The sequence below is a fragment of the Vagococcus humatus genome (assembly GCF_003950325.1).
GTDB classification, from domain to species: Bacteria; Bacillota; Bacilli; order Lactobacillales; family Vagococcaceae; genus Vagococcus_C; species Vagococcus_C humatus.
The window spans coordinates 340,536-360,483 of sequence record NZ_PXZH01000001.1 but is presented as its reverse complement, the minus strand read 5'-3'; the positions used below and the strand labels follow the sequence as shown (position 1 = coordinate 360,483).

At 35.8% G+C, this 19,948-nt stretch carries 17 protein-coding genes; 4 read left to right on the top strand and 13 right to left on the bottom strand.

What is annotated here, in order from left to right; genetic code table 11:
• Positions 1 to 54: 54 nt before the first annotated feature.
• Complete coding sequence (locus C7P63_RS01730; RefSeq protein ID WP_165863744.1) at positions 55 to 1,134, bottom strand: LCP family protein; 1,080 nt, start codon at positions 1,132 to 1,134, stop codon at positions 55 to 57.
• A gap of 262 nt (positions 1,135 to 1,396) precedes the next feature.
• On the opposite strand from C7P63_RS01730, the gene C7P63_RS01725 reads away from it, so the two are divergent.
• Positions 1,397 to 2,593, top strand: coding sequence for a glycosyltransferase family 4 protein (locus C7P63_RS01725; protein ID WP_125942435.1), 1,197 nt, complete (start codon positions 1,397 to 1,399; stop codon positions 2,591 to 2,593).
• 50 nt (positions 2,594 to 2,643) lie between these two features.
• Here C7P63_RS01725 and C7P63_RS01720 read toward each other — a convergent pair whose 3' ends face one another.
• Positions 2,644 to 3,570, bottom strand: coding sequence for a YihY/virulence factor BrkB family protein (locus C7P63_RS01720; protein ID WP_125942434.1), 927 nt, complete (start codon positions 3,568 to 3,570; stop codon positions 2,644 to 2,646).
• Positions 3,571 to 3,598: 28 nt separating this feature from the next.
• Entirely contained in the window at positions 3,599 to 4,354 is a 756-nt protein-coding gene (map, locus tag C7P63_RS01715; protein ID WP_125942433.1) for a type I methionyl aminopeptidase, read from the bottom strand.
• A gap of 142 nt (positions 4,355 to 4,496) precedes the next feature.
• On the opposite strand from map, the gene C7P63_RS01710 reads away from it, so the two are divergent.
• Positions 4,497 to 4,943 (top strand): flavodoxin, encoded by a 447-nt coding sequence (locus tag C7P63_RS01710; RefSeq protein WP_125942432.1) that lies wholly within the window; start codon positions 4,497 to 4,499, stop codon positions 4,941 to 4,943.
• Between the two features lie 49 nt (positions 4,944 to 4,992).
• On the opposite strand, the gene C7P63_RS01705 is transcribed toward C7P63_RS01710, so the two are convergent.
• The 9 genes from C7P63_RS01705 to C7P63_RS01665 form a co-directional block, all read right to left on the bottom strand.
• On the bottom strand, positions 4,993 to 6,576 hold the full coding sequence (locus C7P63_RS01705) for an ABC transporter permease (RefSeq protein WP_125942431.1): 1,584 nt from the start codon (positions 6,574 to 6,576) through the stop codon (positions 4,993 to 4,995).
• Entirely contained in the window at positions 6,569 to 7,342 is a 774-nt protein-coding gene (locus C7P63_RS01700; RefSeq protein WP_125942430.1) for an ABC transporter ATP-binding protein, read from the bottom strand. The genes C7P63_RS01705 and C7P63_RS01700 overlap by 8 nt, the downstream gene beginning before the upstream one ends.
• A 162-nt stretch (positions 7,343 to 7,504) precedes the next feature.
• Entirely contained in the window at positions 7,505 to 8,023 is a 519-nt protein-coding gene (locus C7P63_RS01695) for a GNAT family N-acetyltransferase (protein WP_125942429.1), read from the bottom strand.
• Positions 8,024 to 8,033: 10 nt separating this feature from the next.
• On the bottom strand, positions 8,034 to 8,318 hold the full coding sequence (locus C7P63_RS01690; protein WP_125942428.1) for a hypothetical protein: 285 nt from the start codon (positions 8,316 to 8,318) through the stop codon (positions 8,034 to 8,036).
• Positions 8,319 to 8,450: 132 nt separating this feature from the next.
• The gene (locus C7P63_RS01685) at positions 8,451 to 9,416 is read right to left on the bottom strand and encodes a hypothetical protein (protein WP_125942427.1); all 966 of its coding nucleotides are present in this window, start codon (positions 9,414 to 9,416) and stop codon (positions 8,451 to 8,453) included.
• Between the two features lie 24 nt (positions 9,417 to 9,440).
• Positions 9,441 to 10,343 carry a hypothetical protein gene (locus C7P63_RS01680; protein ID WP_125942426.1) on the bottom strand — a complete coding sequence of 301 codons (903 nt, stop codon included), beginning with the start codon at positions 10,341 to 10,343 and terminating at the stop codon, positions 9,441 to 9,443.
• A gap of 20 nt (positions 10,344 to 10,363) precedes the next feature.
• Positions 10,364 to 12,955: a transglycosylase domain-containing protein gene (locus C7P63_RS01675; protein ID WP_125942425.1), complete on the bottom strand. Its 2,592-nt coding sequence runs from the start codon at positions 12,953 to 12,955 to the stop codon at positions 10,364 to 10,366.
• Between the two features lie 127 nt (positions 12,956 to 13,082).
• The gene (gene abc-f, locus C7P63_RS01670) at positions 13,083 to 14,576 is read right to left on the bottom strand and encodes a ribosomal protection-like ABC-F family protein (RefSeq protein WP_125942424.1); all 1,494 of its coding nucleotides are present in this window, start codon (positions 14,574 to 14,576) and stop codon (positions 13,083 to 13,085) included.
• A gap of 300 nt (positions 14,577 to 14,876) precedes the next feature.
• Positions 14,877 to 16,070, bottom strand: a complete 1,194-nt coding sequence (locus C7P63_RS01665; protein ID WP_125942423.1) for a MalY/PatB family protein — start codon at positions 16,068 to 16,070, stop codon at positions 14,877 to 14,879.
• Positions 16,071 to 16,289: 219 nt separating this feature from the next.
• On the opposite strand from C7P63_RS01665, the gene C7P63_RS01660 reads away from it, so the two are divergent.
• Together C7P63_RS01660 and C7P63_RS01655 are read left to right on the top strand one after the other, a co-directional pair.
• Complete coding sequence (locus C7P63_RS01660; protein ID WP_125942422.1) at positions 16,290 to 17,447, top strand: double-cubane-cluster-containing anaerobic reductase; 1,158 nt, start codon at positions 16,290 to 16,292, stop codon at positions 17,445 to 17,447.
• 6 nt (positions 17,448 to 17,453) lie between these two features.
• On the top strand, positions 17,454 to 18,215 hold the full coding sequence (locus tag C7P63_RS01655) for an acyl-CoA dehydratase activase (protein WP_125942421.1): 762 nt from the start codon (positions 17,454 to 17,456) through the stop codon (positions 18,213 to 18,215).
• Between the two features lie 180 nt (positions 18,216 to 18,395).
• On the opposite strand, the gene C7P63_RS01650 is transcribed toward C7P63_RS01655, so the two are convergent.
• The gene (locus tag C7P63_RS01650) at positions 18,396 to 19,919 is read right to left on the bottom strand and encodes an MFS transporter (RefSeq protein WP_125942420.1); all 1,524 of its coding nucleotides are present in this window, start codon (positions 19,917 to 19,919) and stop codon (positions 18,396 to 18,398) included.
• Positions 19,920 to 19,948 lie beyond the last annotated feature (29 nt).

The window sequence follows — 19,948 nt, the reverse complement described above, 5'->3', positions numbered from 1 at the left end:
AGGATGATTCTTGATGTGTCAGTTTATGACTGTTAATATAATTTTTTAAACCAATTAATAATCATCTACCGCACCGTAAGATGGGTATGTTTTATAGCTAACCTGATTATTACTTTCAAACACGTAATCTTCTTGATCTCTTTCATCTTCTTCTTCATTTCCTAGTTCAACGTTTAATTTGTGGCTAATATACTCCAGACTATCTTCATGTAGTCCTACCATACTTTGACCTTCATAATTAAAACTCATCCAAGAGAAAGTATAAGATTTAAATTTGTAATCATTAGTAAAACCAGATTTAGCAATTTGCATCATGGTATCTTTATTCATATCTGTCCAAAAATGATTGTTTAGTGAATTTAATACTTCTGAATATTTCCCAATAGAACCTACTTGCATCGCTTTATGAATGACTGCTTCTACAACCATTTGTTGCCGTTCGCCACGTTTAATGTCATTATCGATTTTACGTGTTCTAGCAAAAGCTAAAGCTTGCTCGCCGTTTAACGTTTGTTTTCCTGGTTTTAAGTGGATCATTTTAGTGACTTCTGCATTTGCTTCATGAATTTCTACTGGAACTTTCACTTCAATGCCATCTAACGCATCCACAATTTTTTCAAAGGCTTCAAAGTCTACTGTTACATAAAAATTAACTGGAACACTGACTAATTCTTCCACTGCTTTAATAGAAGACTCTTCTTTTCCTACTGTATAGGCAGAATTAATTTTCCCGTAAGTCTCATAATCTTTTCCTTCAATATGAGTATACGTATCTCTTGGGATACTAACCATACTGATGTGAGAATTTTTAGGATTGACTGTGACTAAAATCATCGTGTCAGTTCGGTTTGAGCCAAGTTCACGTTCGTCGTTATCATCGACTCCTAATAATAAAATAGAAAAAGGATCTTTTCTTGGGATAATCTTATCATTAGTGTTTTCTCCATTAGCAGTTGAACGAGGACGATAGTTGTTTATCATTAAATCTTCTGCATCTGTTAGTAATTTAGCTCCGTAACCTAGGACAGCTACTACGGCCATTAAAGCGACAATAATCGTTCCTTTAAGTAAGGTAGGCCAGAATCTTTTTTTCGGTTTTGAATGTCTACTTGATCTTGTTCTCTTTTTTTCCAATGAGGTCGGCATCCTTTCAATTGCTTGTTTGGATAATGTTTCTAAAATTCATCTGTTTCATTCTACACTATTCTTTTTGAAAAAACTAGCTTAGTTCTAGTTTTTTACAAAAATTACCATGTTTTAGCTAATTTTCCTGAAAATTTCCGCAATTTCCTAAGTAGAAATCCTTTAGTTTTAGTAAATTACTTAAGATTTATTTGTAATTTAATAAGTTCATTTGTATAATGTAAAAGAAGTCACACAGAAAGTAGGTTTCTATATGAATAATAGTGTTTTAGGATTAATCATCCGGTTATTCCTAACCTTATTTATTGCGGTCATTTTAACCCCACTTGTCCGTATGTTGGCCTTTAAAATTGGGGCAACAGATAAACCAGGTCCTAGGCGGGTTAATAAAACCGTTATGCCCACTATGGGAGGTTTAGCGATTTACTTGACCTTTGTCCTAGCAACATTAATCGTGTTTCGGCCCTTTATTCCCTTTGACTATATCTTACCTATTATCGTGTCCAGTACGGTCATTGTTTTAACAGGTGTCATTGATGATGTTAAAGAGTTATCACCAAAAAAGAAATTAATCGGGATTTTAATTGCGGCCCTCATTGTTTACTTTTGGGCAGACATCCGACTAGAACATTTTCAATTGCCTTTTCTTGGTGAATTAAATTTAGGTATTTTTAGTTTACCTGTCACACTTTTATGGATTACAGCGATTACTAATGCAGTTAATTTAATTGATGGATTAGATGGTTTAGCCTCTGGTGTTTCCATGATTGCTCTAACAACTATGGGAATCATTGCTAACTTTTTTATTTTACGTACCGATTTCCACATTACCTTAACGATTTTTATTTTAGTCGCATGTATTGCTGGGTTTTTCCCTTACAATTTCCATCCAGCTAAAATCTTTTTAGGAGATACTGGTGCTTTATTTTTAGGCTTTATGATTTCTGTTATGTCTTTACAAGGGCTTAAAACAGTTACCTTTATATCTCTTATCAGTCCTTTAGTGATTTTAGGTGTTCCTATTACAGATACTCTTTACGCTATTATCCGAAGAAAAGTCAACAATAAACCTATTTCTTCAGCGGATAAAATGCACTTACATCACCGTCTGTTGTCTATGGGATTTACTCACCGAGGAGCCGTGCTTACTATTTACGGATTAGCTTTAATTTTTTCATTTACCGCTCTCGTTTATAATTACACTAGTTTTTGGGGAGCCGTCCTTCTGACCATCATTCTTCTATTAGGTCTTGAATTATTTGTGGAACTGATTGGATTAGTAGGCCCTAACCGGCAACCTCTCTTACATGTGATAAGCTACATAGGGAGTAAGCATTACCGAGAATGTTACAAAGAAAATAAAGATATGGCTAGTTGTCAAAAAAAACAACACAAGCCAGATGCAGATACTGATGAGTCCTCCTCTCAGTCGGAAGACTCTCCGTCCTAAAAAAATCCTGAGCCAGTTTAATTGGCTCAGGATTTTTTCTTATATAAGACCTAGAATTTTTTTCTAAATTTTCCAAACACTCTTTTAGTCATACTTTCAATCGAAGGATGTCTAGGTTCAATCTTGCCAGAAATAGTCATCTCACAGACTGCATTAATAATGCCCCCTAGAATAATCACCGTTGCTGCAAAATTCAACCACAACATAAACACAATAAAACTACCAATTAAACCATAACTAGTAATGTTTTTAGAAAAAAAGCGAGTATATAACCCAAACAGTTGAGTTAAAATCATCCAACCTGCTGTAGCAAAAATCGTCCCAGGTAAGATCGAACATAGCCGAACTTTAGCATTCGGTAAAGCTGAATAAATAATAAACAACGTTACAAATAAGGTAATAGTAGTAACAGGCCATCTTAATGTGCCAAACATGCCTTGAATACTTTCAGGTATGTTAAAAATAGGCGTTAAGTATTCTATTAAATACTGACCTATCATGAAAAACATAGCCACAAACACTACTGCCATTAAAAAGAAAAAGACAGCGACAAAAGAAAATAAGCGAGTAATCACCATATTTCGCCGTTTTTTAACCCCGAACACTTTATTTAGGGAATTTTGTAAAGCATTAATACTACGACTAGCCGCCCATAAAGTAGCTAATGCTGAAATAGACAACAAGCTACCACTTGTATTTTGTAACAAGGAACGAATGGTACTCTCTAATAGCTCGTAAACATTTCTAGGTACCATTGCCGCAATATAAGGCAAAACTAATTCTGGATCAATGTCTAAAAAAGGCAAAATATTTCCGACTGCAATGACTAGGGGAAATAAAGACAAAAGTAAATAATACGCAATTGCCGCTGAAGACGTCGTGACTTCAGCACCTGTCATACGAATTTGTGCCGCATGAAAAACCACTTGCCATTTTTTCTTTTGAGATAAATCTTCCTGATTATCTGCTTGTTTCATAGCTGTCCTCACTTGTTCAAGAAACTTTTTACTGGTCACCTTGACTCGTTAAAATACGGGGGCCTTCTTTAGTAATTGCTAAAGTATGTTCATATTGACAACTTAATCCTCCGTCTTGGGTTCTAGCTGTCCAACCATTGTCATCCATTTTCATTTTCCAAGTACCTGTGTTAACCATCGGCTCAATGGTAATGACCATGCCTTCTTTTAGTCGAACACCTTTCCCGGGAATACCGTAGTGAGGAACCGCTGGATCTTCATGAATGGTTGGTCCAATACCATGACCGACAAAATCACGAACAACAGAAAAACCTTCCCCTTCTACATACGTTTCAATCGCATGGCCAATATCGCCAATTCGGTTACCTACTTGCGCTTGTTCAATCCCTAAATAAAGAGCTTTACGTGTCACTTCCATTAGGCGATCAATTTCTGGTGTAGACTCTCCTACTACATAACACCAACAAGAGTCAGACATCGCTCCATCTAAGTCAATACACATATCCACTTTGATTAGGTCACCATTTTTTAAAGTTTTTTTACGAGGAAATCCGTGACAAATTTCATCATTAATACTACAACAAGTAGCATATTCATAGCCTTCAAACCCTTTTTGAGCCGGATAGCCTCCATGTTCTGTAATGTAATTATCTACAAATTGGTCAATCTCCCAGCTTGTGATGCCTGGTTTTATAAAATCACGCAATTGGTGATGAACCTCAGCAAGTAAAGCTCCAGATTTCTCCATTGCTTCAATTTCTCGTTCTGATTTAATTGAAATCATCTTTTCCACTCCTTCTTTCAAAATCTCTTATATTCTATCACAAGCTTTCTAATTATCCAATGACAATCCCTTTGTAAACTAGTTTCCAATCAATTTAGGTTCTGTTATAATATAAGTGAAATAAAGAGAGGAGCGATTAAACATGGCAGTAGCTAAAATAGTCTATGCTAGTTTAACAGGCAATACAGAAGAAATTGCCGATATTGTAGCAGAAGCCTTAGAAAATTATGACATTGATGTTGAACAACATGAATGTACTGAAGTAGACGCAGATGAATTTGAAGACGCTGATTTATGTATCGTAGCAACTTACACTTATGGTGAAGGAGATTTACCTGACGAAATCGTAGACTTTTATGAAGATTTAGAAGAACTTGATTTAAGCGGAAAAATCTTTGGAGTAGTTGGTTCAGGAGATACTTTCTACGACTTCTTCTGTAAATCTGTTGATGATTTTGAACAAGCTTTCCTTAAAACAGGAGCTAAAAAAGGGGCAGATTCAGTTAAAGTGGATCTAGCTGCTGAAGAAGATGACATTGAACATTTAGAAACCTTTGCTAAGTCTATGGCAGAAGCGTTAAATGCTTAATGAATAAAAAGACACCGAAAGATTTTTTCTTTAGGTGTCTTTTTTTTATTTACTGAAATGTTTGCCAAAATTTCTTTTGATAGTAACGTAGCCATAAGCCACTTCCTATTAGTAAGACGAAGACTGCCACTAGATTAACCAGTTTATAGTAAGTGCTCATACTCCCTATTCCGTAAAGAACTAATACAATGGTACTCCCTAATAGACTACCAAACATGTTGAACACTAAACCTTTATTCCCAGCTCCTCTTGTAAACAATTGAGCCACATTGGTCCATTCTAAAAGAAGTAGACGGTAATCTCTAGCAAAATAACGATGGCTGAGTAAGTAAGTACCCCAACTATTTCCCAGTAACAAAGCGACTATAAAAATCACTGGTAACCGAAAGACTAAGCCACCTACTAACGCTAAACTTCCAGAAAGAAGGAGCTGCATAGCAAAACCTAAACGAAATTTAGTCCGCAAATAATTAGACATAGAGATAGGTAAAGACTGAATAAAATTAAAATTTTCTTGGTCTAAAGAGATTAACAAACTAATAAATGAGGTGGCATTAGTTGTCATAGTAGCTAGGGCTAAGCCTACTCCAAACACCACTCCGATTAAGTGAGGATCAATATGATTTAACTTAACCGAGCCACCTAATGCAAAACTCACAATAAAAACAACTGGCATTAAAAAGGAACTAGCTATCACTTGCATTAACAAGTTAGGATCTTTAACAAGTTGTAAGTTATACATCCGTAATAACTGAGATAAGTTTTGACCGGTTTTATGTAACCGTCTGCTTTCCCCTTTGGCCATAGACGCACTAGTTAGTTGATCATATAAATGAGGTAAAATTAAGCCTTTGATCACCAAAAGTAAGGCTAAAAAGAAAGCTAATAGACTAACCAGTGCCACAAGTCCGGTTTTAGACAAGGGAGCACTAGCTATCCGGTAAATAGGTAATAAAAAGTGAATCGGCACTCGATCTAATTGATTCAAGCCACTTTGAGTATTTTGGTTACTCATAAAAATAATTCCTAAAACCGTTAGCACCATCGAAATCACCAGTAATAAACTAGTGACCACTTTTTTATGTTCATGAAAAAATTTAGTTCTCGTTAAGCCAAAGACAACTAAACTACTCAAACTAAACACAATCGCTAAAATTAATATAAATAAAAGGAGGGAAATCACAATCGTCACAGGTAAAAACACTCCTGAGCGAAACCCTGTGAGTAGAAAGACTACTAACATAGGAAAGACGAAAGGTAAAATAGTGATAGCTACCACTAAGCTTTTAGCTAAAAAAATTTCTGTTTGCCGAAAAGGTAAAGACAAGTAAGCTTGTAGATCTTGGCTTTCAAAAAACACATTGTAAATAACTGAAATGCCTTGGGAAAAAGCTAGTAAAGAAAAAAGGGCTACATAATAAGTGAAAAAGCCTGGCATTTTACTAAAGTCCATTAAAACCATGGTTACGCCGTAAATCCCTAAAAAAATAAGGCCAGAAAAAAGAAATTGATTGGCTAATGACTGAGTTAGCTTTTTCCCTTTTTTTCCTTTTTTTCTTAGTTTATCTGTGACTTGAGGATTAGCATAACGTAAATTAACTGCTGTTAAGGCGGTGATATGCTGCTTATTCATGGCTAATCTCCTCCAACTGTTCAGTCTGCTCAGTTGGTTGATTATCTGCCTGTCTGCCTGCCATTTTCAAGTAAATATCTTCTAATCTTTCACCTGGTGAACTTTCAAGAAGGGTGTCAACTGACCCGTTATAAAGTAACTCCCCTTGTTTTAAAATGGCTAAATTATCACATAGTTGTTGAGCTGTGTCTAAAACATGAGTTGAAAAAATAACTGTTTTCCCTTTATCTGCATGAGCTTGCATCATCGCTTTTAAATCATAGGCCGCTTGTGGGTCTAGCCCTTGTAGTGGTTCATCTAATATCCAAATATCTGGATCTGCTAAAAGAGCCCCAATTAAGATGGTTTTTTGTCTCATACCATGGGAAAAACTAGCTAGAGTTTCATCTTGATGAGCTGTCATCGCAAATAACTGACTTAATTCAGTTAATTTAGCTACTTTAGCTTCTTCCTTAATTTCATAGGCGACTGCAATTAAATCCCAATACTCACTGGCCGTTAATTGTAAGAAAATGTCTGGTGTATCTGGTACATAGGCGATTTTCTTTTTAATAGTTTCCCGGTGAGTAGCCAAATCTAGTCCATCAATCACAATCTCCCCACTAGTTGGTTCTATAATACTCACTAAAGTTTTAATGGTGGTGGACTTACCTGCACCGTTATGGCCTAAAAAGCCAAAAATTTCTCCTTGGTTAATCTGTAAGTTTAACTGGTTAAGAGCTACCTTATCCCCGTAAGACTTGCTAAGCTGTTTTATTTCAATCATCGCTTTCCTCCTCCAATATAATTATTCTCTATTTTACGATATTTTCTTTCAATAGAAAACATTTTCTAACAAATCTTTTTTATCTCTACTTTATAAAAAAACTAGTAATACATGACTTAATTAGTCTTATATTACTAGTTACCTTAAATTAATTCCATTAACTTATAAGCTTAACTCATAGGCTAACCGTTTGCCTTCAGGATTAGGTGACACATAAATAATCCCTTGGTAAGAAAAACCAAATGCTTGAATTAAACTTTGCATTCTTATATTCATCTCATGAGTGTCAATTCTCATTTGTCTAAAACCTTTTTGATAGGCTAAGGTCAACAAATTAGAAAAAAAGTAGCGACCTAAATGCTGGCCTTTAAAGCTTGGAGAAATAGCGATTCTATGGATCGTTGCATAAGGACCCTGTTTTTGCCAACCCTCCCCAGCAATCTGTTGATAATTTGGATCAGGTTCTGTTACTAAAGCCGCCACACCAGCGATTTGACTGCCAACTACTAATAGATAGCAGTGTTGTAAGTGAATGTCTTCTTGTAATGTGTCACGACTAGGTTCTCCGTCTTGCCACTGGCTACTTCCATCTTCTTTCAGTAACTCCTTAGCTTCAGCAATAATAGTCATAATCTGTGGTAAATCAGCTAAGGTGGCTAATCTCACATATGTTGCTGCCATACTTTTCCTCCTAACTTACTTTGCTTAACTCTTTGTTATGAGCCAAACGATTAATCATCGTCAATAATGTTTCAGCAGATTCTGATAAATTTATTTTTTCTAATAATAACTTACAAATAACTCCTTGATAGTAAGAGCGTAATGACAAATTAGGTGGCCGGTTTCCTTTAGCAATTTGTCGTCTAACTTGATGGGTTAGGGCAACCAATTGTTGCTCACTTTCTGTTTGAACCGGTAACTCTTCAGATAATTCCTTCAATAATTGGACGGCTTGTTGATTGACTGTCATTGTCATATATACCACTTCTTTCTCTTAGTTAAATATAAGTCTGTACATCATTTCACTAGTTCGAAATAAGATTATACATCAAAACAAAGATTTTGTGTTAATTAAACCATCACATTATGACATTTTTCTCATTTTTAGCTAATCAAGTTTCACTGACTCCGTATCTAACCGGTTATATTTAAAGGAATAAATTTTATTAGCTTCCCCTTTTTCTAACGGCAAAGTCAACTCAAAAATAGCTGTCCCGTCTGGCTCATTAGTTAAATCTACCCCTGTATAAACTAATCGCGTTAAATTCCCTCTACTTTTTTGAAATAAGTCTTCATAGGTTGCTTGATTCCCATAAGTAAAACGAGCCACTAAACTTTTAAAGTCTGGATAATTAGGATTAAACTTATCTCCCCCAGCTTCTTTAAACACCATTGGATCAGAGTACTCTTGGCACAACTGATTAATTTGATTTAAGCCATCACCAATTTCTAAAAATTCATCTTGTGGCGTAATGGGTTTAAACAAATGATCTTGCTCTACTAAAGATTGTTTAACGGTTAAATGAAGAGAGGATGGCTCACTTGTTTTCCTTAAACTTAAGGGTAGAATTTGATAACTGTCATCTGCTGTTATCATATTTAAATTCACCCCTAATTCAGTTTCAGGTTCATTGTTAGCATTCATATATAACCGGTAGTCAACCAGGGTCATAGAATGAATTTGACTGGTACTAGATTGACCTACTAAGCTTAATTCTCGTAAAACTGGCTGCCATTCTTTTTCATCTGCTAGTGCAAATTTTTTCGGCCATTTACTTGTCAAATCAGACAAAGTGAGTAAAGAATGAACGGGTGTACCAGCTAACTCCTCATTTAAAGTAGCCAACTCCTCGCTTACTTTTTGTAATTCTGTTTGAATAACTTGCTGAGAAATGGTTAAATTTTTCACCTTATTATATGTTACTTTTTTTCGGTCTTTTTCTTTAGGAGGAATTATTTTTTCAAAAGGAATTCTGATTTCTGCCACATCGGTGAAGAAAAAAACTCCTACTGAAACAGCGATTAAACTAGCCAATACTCCCCAAAAAATGAACCACTTATGTCTTGTTTTCACCTGCATCCTTCCTCTTTTTTTATTTTAGTCATCCTCATCTTTTACTGAAGAATCTGAATCTTTGTCTTCTTTCTCTTTATCATCCTGATCAGAGTCACTGTCTTCCCTAGAAGAACTGTCACTTGTGGTTTTCTTCTCTTGCTCATATTTTTTCTTAGCCGCTTGAATTTGTTTTTGACTTTGTTTTAAATCTTCAGTCACCCGTAAATCTTGCTGATACTCCTCAGATTGAATCACTTGGTCAAAGTTTTCACTTGCACGAGCTAATTGTTTCGTCACTTCTTGTTGAATACTTTCCTCTAAAAAGCTTAACCACTCTTTTTGACGTTTTTGATTGTTAACTTTTGTCATATCTAGTAGTAACTGACTCACCTCATCTGAACTAAGTGTGCCGATTAAACTACCATCTGAATGGAATGACTGGCTTAATTGTTGTTCCACTGACTGAATGGCCTCCCACTGCTTGTGACCAATTGTTAGCAGAGTGTCTATCGTTTTCCCCCATTCAGTTTTTTTAGCGGAACTTTTTTCCCATAAAGCTCTAGCTTGTTGGATATCTTCTTCTGTCGTTTTTTCTTTTAAAAAAACATCTCCGTTAAATTTATCTCCAACAAGGCCTGGTTGATTAAATAACTTATTGACTTTTTCTTGGGTAGTGACATCCTGTTTAAAGTCAGCTAACTTATTTTTTTCTTCTGTTATTTTATCTGCTAGTTCATCTAAGCTTTCAGCAGTCACTTCCTCTTTAAAATAGTGCCGCTTTTTATCAATAAATAAATTATCTAATAGTTCTTGATTTTCTCGGCTAGTTTGTTTAATCTTTTTATCTGCTTCTTCCTGATGACTCAAGTAACCTTTCCCCAATAGAACTGCCACAACAATCAGGAGAAAAACCAAGATTAACACTCGCCAATTTTGTTTATTCATCTCTCTACCTACTTTCTTTACTAATCATGACGACTTGGTTTATCCTCTTGATCTTTTGGTTTGTCTGATGAATTTTTTTCTGAGTCAGACTCTTTTTCCTTCTCTTTTTTATCTTTCTCTTTTTCTTTCTCTTTTAGCTGAGCTAAGTCATATTGGGCTAATTCTCTTTCATGTTCTGCTGTGACCTGATTTTGTAGCTGGGTTAATTCACTTTGTTTATTAGCATAGGCTTGCTCCAATTGATTGGTTAAATCCTGTTGGGCTTGACTGTCGTATAATAAGCCAATAAATTGGGTCAAAGAGCGGTACATTTGATCAATCACACTAAAGTTAGAAGCATTCACACTAACTTTTAAAGGATAGTTAGCTAAGTTAGCAATCAATTGTTGTAAATACCTATAATCTTCTGGTTTAGTTAAATTTACCTGTGGCAATTGATTGACTGCAGCTAACCGGTAGTCTTCCAGTTGTTTTTTATCTTGGGATTTTTGTTTAATATCTTCAAAGCGGCGATTTTTTAACACATCTTCCCGCTGTGAGGTTAAGGTCACCCACTGATCATTGACTTTATAAACAGAAGACGGTCGGTTAAAATCAATCACAGGTTTCCCTTCAATAAGGGTTGCCATTGCTTGTTTAAATATGGCAGCTGAGTCAATATCTTCTAAGCCCATAGGAGTAGGAGTGTCATACCCTGTCCAAACAGCCACAGAATAATAAGGTGTCGCCCCAACTGACCATTTGTCTTTCGCTTGATCGGTTGTCCCTGTTTTGACTGCTAGGTGAGGATAGTTCGGTAACCGGTAACTTTCCCCAGTTCCTCCTGGTTCAGTGACTACCCCTTTCATCGTATCTAATAATAAGTAACTGACATCATCTGAATAAATTTTCTTCTCTTGCGCTTTTTCGTGATTATAAATCACACGACCCGTTTCATTTTCAACTAAAGACACCACATTCGTAGGCTCTCGGTAATTCCCATTATTGACGACTGTAGCCATTGCCCCAGCTAAATCTTGATTGGTAATCCCCATAGTAAAGCCCCCAATCGCAATAATCGGGTTTTTATCGCGGTAATCTAACCCACTAAATTCCATCGCTGCTAATTTTTCTAAAGGATTTTCCACATTTAGTAACAACTTATAAGCCACCACGTTAGATGAAATAGCTAAAGCTCTTCTTAAAGTTAAATTCCCCATAGATTTTAAATACACATTGTTAGGATAATTAGCGTTAAGTCGGTCATCTGACACTTGACTGGTTTCTAATAACCCTTGTTCATAAGCATAAGCATAAGAAAGAAACGGTTTAATAGCTGAACCTGGTTGCCTTAAACTTAAAGAAGCTCGGTTATACGTATTGTTAGCCTCTCCTCTTCCTCCAATACTAGCCACAATCATTCCTGTTTGATTGTCAATGACTGTCATAGCTGCTTGTTTTGTATAAAACTGAGTATCTGGGTCTATTTCAGTATAAGGAGACATGATGTCTGTCACTTGTTGTTGTAACTTTCTTTGTAAGTCTTGGTTGATGCTGGTTTTAATCTGATAGCCACCACTGACCACTTTATTATAAGTTTCATTGTAGCGTTCGTTATATCTAGCAAAATACTCTTGCTGTTCTTCTCCTGTATTAAATTCATATTGAAATCTAAAACCGTTATCTGCCATCACTTTTTTCGTCGCAAAATCCATAGCAACTGCCACTTGATTGTCTTTCACCTGATTGTCTAAAACATTCGTATTTACTTGGGTTTTCAAGGTTTCTTTTAGACTTTTTTGCAACTCAGATTCTGATAAATAACCTTGTTCAGCCATTAAGCTTAAAATTAATTTTCCTCTTGCTTCAGCTGCTTTTGGCTCTTTAATGGGATCGTATTGGGTAGGATTGTTAGTCACTCCCACTAAAGTCGCTTGTTGCAATAAGGTAATGTCATTCACTGACTGATTAAAATAATACAAAGAAGCGGTATTAATCCCGTAACAATTGTAGCCATAATACACATTGTTTAAATAGTATTCTAAAATTTTCTTTTTGGGGTAACGATCCTCTAGTTTTTGGGCAATTACCATTTCCGTTAATTTACGAGAAACTGTAACTTCATCACTTAAATAAATATTTTTAACTAACTGCTGAGTAATTGTAGAAGCTCCTCGCATCCCTTTTCCTAAAGCCGCATTCACAGCAACGCCAGCTAGTCCTTTAATATCTACTCCTTGATGCTGATAGAAACGTTTATCTTCAATGGAAATCAGTGCTTCGTACACATGATGATCCATTTTATCAATCGGAAGGTATTCATATTTTTTAGACCGAAACTCTTGAATAAGCTGATCCTGTTGATCCAATACTCTTGTAGGCGTTAGTGCCACAAAATCAGACTCTTTCATTTCTTCCGCTAATTGATAGCCGGTTTCTACTGCTTGGTTTACGACTTTTTGGTACTGCTTTTTAGCGTAACTAGCTCCTACACCAACTCCAATAAACATTAAGCACAAAAGACTCACTGAAATTTTCGTTGATAAGGCTATTTTTTTCTTATGAGATGACTCTTTTTGACGAGCCTTTTTTTTACGTTTAGAAGTTGATCGGTTTGAATTATTTAGCGTCAACGTATCCTCACCTCTTTCTTGTTTATTATAACAAATTATCCTTTAAATTTATGTTAAACTCGCTTCTCTACAAAAAAAGATTGACCTCTAAAATTAGAAATCAATCTTTTTAACTATTACTATTTTTTTATTTCTTTAGAGATAAAGTTTTAGTCGCTATTTTATCCAAAAAGGCTTTGTCATGTTCTACAAATAACAAACTAGGCTGAACTGATAAGATTAATTCTTCGATTTGTTCGTGATTAAACACATCCAAATAATTTAACGGCTCATCCCAAATATATAAATCAGCTGATGTTCCTAAAGATTTAGCTAACTCTACTTTTTTCCGTTGTCCCATACTCATTTTTTCAATTGGTAATTGAAAAGTTTCTCGGCTCATGCCTAATTTGATTAAATTGTTTAACAACTCTTGATAGGAAATCTGCTGCTTTTCAGCAAACTCTTTTAAATCTCCTTGATTGTTTTCATAGTGCTGTCTAACCACACTAACCTTTAGACCTGAAGCTCGCTCTAAATTTCCCCAACTATTCCCGTCAAACTCTCCTAAAATAGCTTGGATAAACGTTGATTTACCACTCCCATTCGAACCAGTTAACGCCACTCTATCTCCTGGCTTTAATTCAAAACTAAGCGGTTGAAACAAACCTGTTTCTTCATAGCCAAAGGTAACATTTTCAGCCCAGATAAGGCGTTTGTGATGGGTTTCTCTCGGAGTCATTTTAAGAGGGTCTACTTGTTCAATATCCGCTAATAGCTGTTCTTTATCTTTAATTTGTCCTTCGACTCGGTTCATAATGGCTTTAGAGCGCTTCATCATTCTAGCTGATCTAGCCCCAATAAAGCCTGTATCTCCCACACTGCCACTGCCTTTCACATGGGACTGGCCATATTTATCTTTTTCTCGGGATTTAGACCAAGCCTTCTTTTCTTCCGCTGTTTGTTTTAGCCGAGAAATTTCCCGGGTTAATTTCGTATTTTGACTTTGTTCATAGGCATCTCTTAACTGTTTCTCTTCTTCATACGTCGCAAAATTTCCTTGATATAAACTTAACTGACTTTTTTCAATCGCTAAGGTATGATCCGTTGTTTCATTTAAAAAGTGTCTGTCATGACTGATGACAATAAATCCTTGATTTTTCTGATTAAGATAGCTAATGACTTGTTGTCTAGCAAGACTATCTAAATGATTAGTTGGCTCATCTATTAAGGGATACTCCTCCTCTAAAAACAATAACGCCAGTAACACTTTGGTCTGTTCCCCACCTGATAAGGTATTAAAGGGACGCCAAAACACACTTTCATCCACCTTTAACAAGTTCAATTCTCGTTCTACTTCCCATAATTCTTTTTGGGTTAAGTCTGTTACTACCTCATAAGTTAGCTGAGTAGGATCTTTCACCTGTTGAGGGAAATAAACAAAGTTCTCCTGATGATTAATTTCCCCTGTATAGGGTAATTTGTTTAATAATAGATAAAAGAGAGTGGTTTTCCCTCTTCCATTTCTTCCAACTAAGCCTAGTTTCCACTTAGGATCTAAGTTTAATGAAACCTGTTGGAATAGATTTTTTTCTTGACTATCATAGCCAAATGTCACTTGTTTCATTTGAATAATTGACATATTTATCACCTCAAAAAAAGACTCACCTATTTTCATAGGGGAGTCCTTACACATAGTGATACTAATGTCTGTTTAACTATAAAAAACACATCAGAATCCATGCATAGTCCATTTACTCCCCTCGAAAATCTGCACACTACCCCCATTAATAAAAAAATTAATCGATAGTAGTCTAAATGCAGCTTCCACAAAAGAGTTAAATATTCAATGCAGGATCCCTCCGTTTCAATTTATGTTACCCAAATAGTAGCACACAATTTTTTATTTGACTAGAAAAATATCAGTTTTTTTATTTATCTTTTATTTTTCTTGCCGTTTAGCTAATTGGGTAACTAACCGGTCCACCCCTTCTTTTACATACTTAGGTAAGGTTGCCAAATTTAACCGAATATACGTGTCATAGCCTTTTCCAAACCATTCACCGTAGTCTACAGCTAATTGACACTCCTCTTCCATAAACTTGACTAGTTCACTAGCAGGGACATAGCCACCTAAGTCAATCCAAGCTAAATAAGTTCCTTCTCGCTGACTGACTTTCACTTTAGGAAATGCGGCTAACGCTTGAACTAGATACTGATGATTACTATGAATCACTGCCATTAATTGACTTAGCCATTCTTCTCCGTAACGGTAACAAGCTTCTCCTGCTACTAACCCTAATGTACTATTAGCAGCTTTATTGACTTTCTCTGCATATTGGTCGTAAATCTCTCGGTTATGTTCATCTGGGATAATGATGTGAGAATTCAGTAGACCTGCTAGGTTAAAAGTTTTAGAAGGAGCATTTAATACAATCAGATGAGAATGATACTGCTCCCCTAAACTTAGCATAGCCACAGCTGGATGATTGTGACTAGTTAAATCTTGATGAATTTCATCGGATACAACCAGTACCTCATGTTTAGCACAAATGGCCATTAACTGCTCTAACTCTTGTCTTTCCCAAACTCTGCCTACTGGATTATGAGGCGAACAGTGAATCAAGACTTTGACCTGCTCTTTGACTATTTTTTCTTCTATTTCAGAAAAGTTCATGGTATACCGATCATTCTTTTCAATTAAATCAGAGACCACCAACCGGCGACCAGTTTGTTCCACACTATCATAGAACGGATAGTAGACAGGAGATAAAATCATCACTCCCTCATTTGGTTGCGTAAAGCCTTGCACAATCCAAAAGAAACTGTTGACTACTCCTGTTGAGAATCTTAGCCATTCTTCTTTTAACAACACACCGTAACGTCTTTTTTGCCAAGCAAAGAAAGCCTCATAATAAGAATCTGGTACTAAAGAATAACCAAAAGCTCCATGAGCTACTCTGTTCATTAAAGCCTCTTCTACTTGTTTAGGGACTTTAAATTCCATATCCGCTACCCACATTGGTAAAAGTTGATCATTTGAAAACTTTTCAGAAAGTCCATCCCATTTTACTGAATTAGTTTGCTTTCTTTCTACCCCATAAGTTTCACAAAAATCCCGTATTGTTTTATCCATGCTACCCCACCATTCTAATTGATTTCTATTATCATCATAGACTATTCTTTTAAATTAGTCACGGTTAATAAATCACTAGGATTTCTTTAACTAATTTTAAGCCATCTCTTATAAACCCCTGAAAAAGGTTGTTTAAACTTTCACATATGCTATACTTTTTCTGTAGCGTTTAAAGCGCTATCAATTATATCAGTTATTTTAATTTTAAGGAGGATATTTATGAAATTAAGAACAGATTTACCTGTCATTTTCGATTCATTTGGAGAAGCAAGACAAGCAGGGTTTTTAGCAGTAAAAGAATTAAAAGAACAAGGTCAACCAGTCATTGGGGCTTATTGTACTTTTTTACCTGAAGAATTAGCAATTGCAGGAGGAGCTATTCAAATTAGTTTATGCTCTACTTCAGATGAAACTATTCCTGCAGCTGAAGAAGATTTACCTCGTAACCTATGCCCACTAATTAAATCAAGTTATGGTTTTGGTAAAACAGACAAATGTCCCTATTTCTACTTTTCTGATTTAGTGGTTGGGGAAACAACTTGTGATGGTAAGAAAAAAATGTATGAATACATGGCACAGTTTAAACCAACTTACGTGATGCAAGTTCCTAATAGCCGAGACACTGAAGCAAGTTTCGCTCTTTGGAGAGATGAAATCATTCGTTATAAAGAAAAATTAGAAGAAACATTACAAACAACCATTACAGATGAACAAGTTCATGACGCGATTGTCTTTAAAAACAAAGAACGTCAAGCACGAAAAGATTTCTACGGTTTAGGCAAACTAAATCCACCAGCTATCACTGGAACAGATATTTTCAAAGTGATGTACGGGGCTAACTACACCTTTGACAAAGAAAAACTAATTGACACTTTAAATGAAACAACTGCTCGCATTCAACAAGAATATGAAGAAGGCAAACGTTTAGACCCTCGTCCTCGTATTTTAATTACAGGTTGTCCAATTGGTGGTGTCACAGAAAAAGTCATCCGAGCAGTGGAAGATAACGGCGGGATTGTGGTTGCTTTTGAAAACTGTACTGTGGCTAAAGCGGTAGAACAATTAGTGGATGAAGAAAAAGAAGTTTACGATGCTCTCACTGAAAAATACATTAACATTGGGTGTGCTTGTGTTTCTAATAACAATACCCGAGTAGAATTATTAGACCAAATGATTGATGACTACCAAGCTGACGGCGTACTAGATATGGTACTACAAGCCTGTCATCCATTCGCAATTGAATCTAAACGGATTAAAGAATTCTGCCAAAACGAAAAAGAAGTGCCTTATATGTATTTAGAAACCGACTATTCAACTAGTGACGTAGAACAAATTAACACACGGGTAACAGCATTTCTAGAAATGATTGGAGTTTAGATAGTTATGAAAGTCATTGGTATTGATAGTGGATCTACCACCACTAAAGGCGTTTTAATTGAAGATGGTAAAAAAATTGACCAATACCTAATTGGCACACAAGGTAATCCTAGAGGTAGTATGGAAGAAGTTTTGGATTATTTAGGCTATCAGCCAGAAGAGATGACCTTAGTCTCCACTGGTTACGGACGAAAATTAGTCCAAGCAGATCACTGTATTACGGAAATTACCTGTCACGCAGTTGGGGTTAGATACTTAGATCCCACTATTGAACAAATTATTGATATTGGTGGCCAAGATTGTAAAGCCATTAAGCTTTCTTCTAAAGGGAAAGTATTAGACTTTAATATGAATGATAAATGTGCAGCAGGCACTGGTCGATTCGTAGATGTTCAAATGAGGATTTTAGGGGAAGACATTAAAAACTTAGATAGCTTTGTTAAAGATGCCACCCCTGAAAAAATTAATAGTATGTGTACTGTTTTTGCTGAATCAGAAGTCATTGGTCTAATTGCCCAAGACATTGCACCTGCTAACATTGCGTTAGGTGTTTTACACTCTATTGTGCACCGGATTAGTAATCAATATGCTAAAGTCCAACCTAAGCCAGACAAACCGCTCTTTTTATCAGGTGGCTTAGCACAAAGTCAAATTGTTCGTGACTTACTGAGTCAATATACTGAAACAGAAGTCAAAAGTCATCCAGATGCTCAGTTTGCTGGAGCGATTGGAGCTGCTATGTTAGGGCTAGAAAAAGCCACTAACTAGGATCATGCCAAAAGAAAGGATATAAACATGACTAACATTCGCTGAATTTATTCACCTACCTTGTGAGGACCCTTACAACAACTTGTCAAGTTCAGCCAAACTTAAAACGCACACCTTTTGTTAACCAGCAGTAGCTAGCAAAATGTGTGCGTTTATTTATATGCCTTAAAACACTTAGATTTAGCGAGTAGTTGATTGCTTTTTACCTAGACTAAAGGCAGCTAGTAAAATCACTACTGAGATACCCCCGCTAAGGATAAACATATGGCCATAAGCTTGACCGGCTACTTCTTTAAAGGCTGTCACTAAAGACTCTCTTAAAGAAGCATCTGGTAATTTAAGTAAAGCTAATAACATGTTTTCTGTGGTGTTGTTTTTTAAAATTTGTTGCACCGCACTAGTATCTGATACTTGTAATAACTTACTAGGCAACTGATTAAAGCCTGTTTGAATTAAAGAGGCATACACAATTGGTGCAATAGTTAAACCAACTTGGCGACTAACTGATAACATGCCTAAAGCAGACCCTTTCTCTTTTCCAGCAGCTTTAGAAGCTAATACAGATAAAGGTGCTCCCATTAACATCCCAAAACCTAAACCAGTTACACTGGAACAAGCTAAAAACCAACCTAAACTGTGACTGAAAAAGGCTAAAGAGAAGAAACCAAGACTTGACAATAAACTAGCCACAACTACCGTTTTCACAGCCCCTAATTTATCAACTAACATGCCGCCCATGCCAGCTCCTACAATGGAAGCTAGGCCAATGCCTGACATCCAAACCCCTGCTTGATTAGCCGGCACACCTAAATGATGTTCCACATAACTAGGAATATAGACAAAAATGGCGATTAACATACCACTTAGTAACCCCATTAATAAGGTTAATAAAAATTGTTTATTGGCTAACAAGTCATAATTTAGAATGCTATCCACGTCTTTGGTTTGATTACTTTTTTCAAGTTTCACTAACAAAGTAAATGTAAGGAAACTTAATGCTAACCACAGAAAAACGCTAGGTGTAGCTAAGCTAGCTAGTAAATGAGCTCCGTCTAAATTAGTTAAAGCAAACATCAAACTAAAAATAGCAAAACTTAATAACATCGAACCTAATAAATCTAATGGTTTTGTTTCAGGATTTTTCGTTTCATCTATCCATTTTATTCCAAATATAACTAACAAAATGGCAATAGGTAAATTAATGGTAAACAACCAATGCCATTGATTAGTGGCATTTAGAATTAAGCTTCCTATATTAGGACCTACAACTGAAGCAATTCCATTCACCGCTCCAAGCATACCTAACAAACGACCTTGTTTCTCTTTTGGATAAACCGTTAAAACAAAAGAGCTGGCAATAATAAAAATACCGCCTCCGCCAATTGATTGAACCACTCGCGCAGCTAAAAACCAAATAAAGCTAGGACTAAGAGCCACTAATAAAGAACCTAATGCAAAAATACTAATTTCTACTAAAAATAATTTTTTTCTTCCGTAACGATCTGCTAGTTTTCCTACAATAGGTGTGGTTATAGCCATTCCTAATGTGTAAAGGGTAATCCCCCAAGCTCCTTGGATTTCCGTTACATCAAAAGAAGAATTAATAGTGGTTAAGGCTGCTGAAATAATGCCATTATCTAAAGCAGACATAAATACTCCTAAAGTAAAAATCCATAAAGCAACTGTTTTACGTTTATCTGTCATGATCTTCATCTCTTTCTTATCTAAGTAAC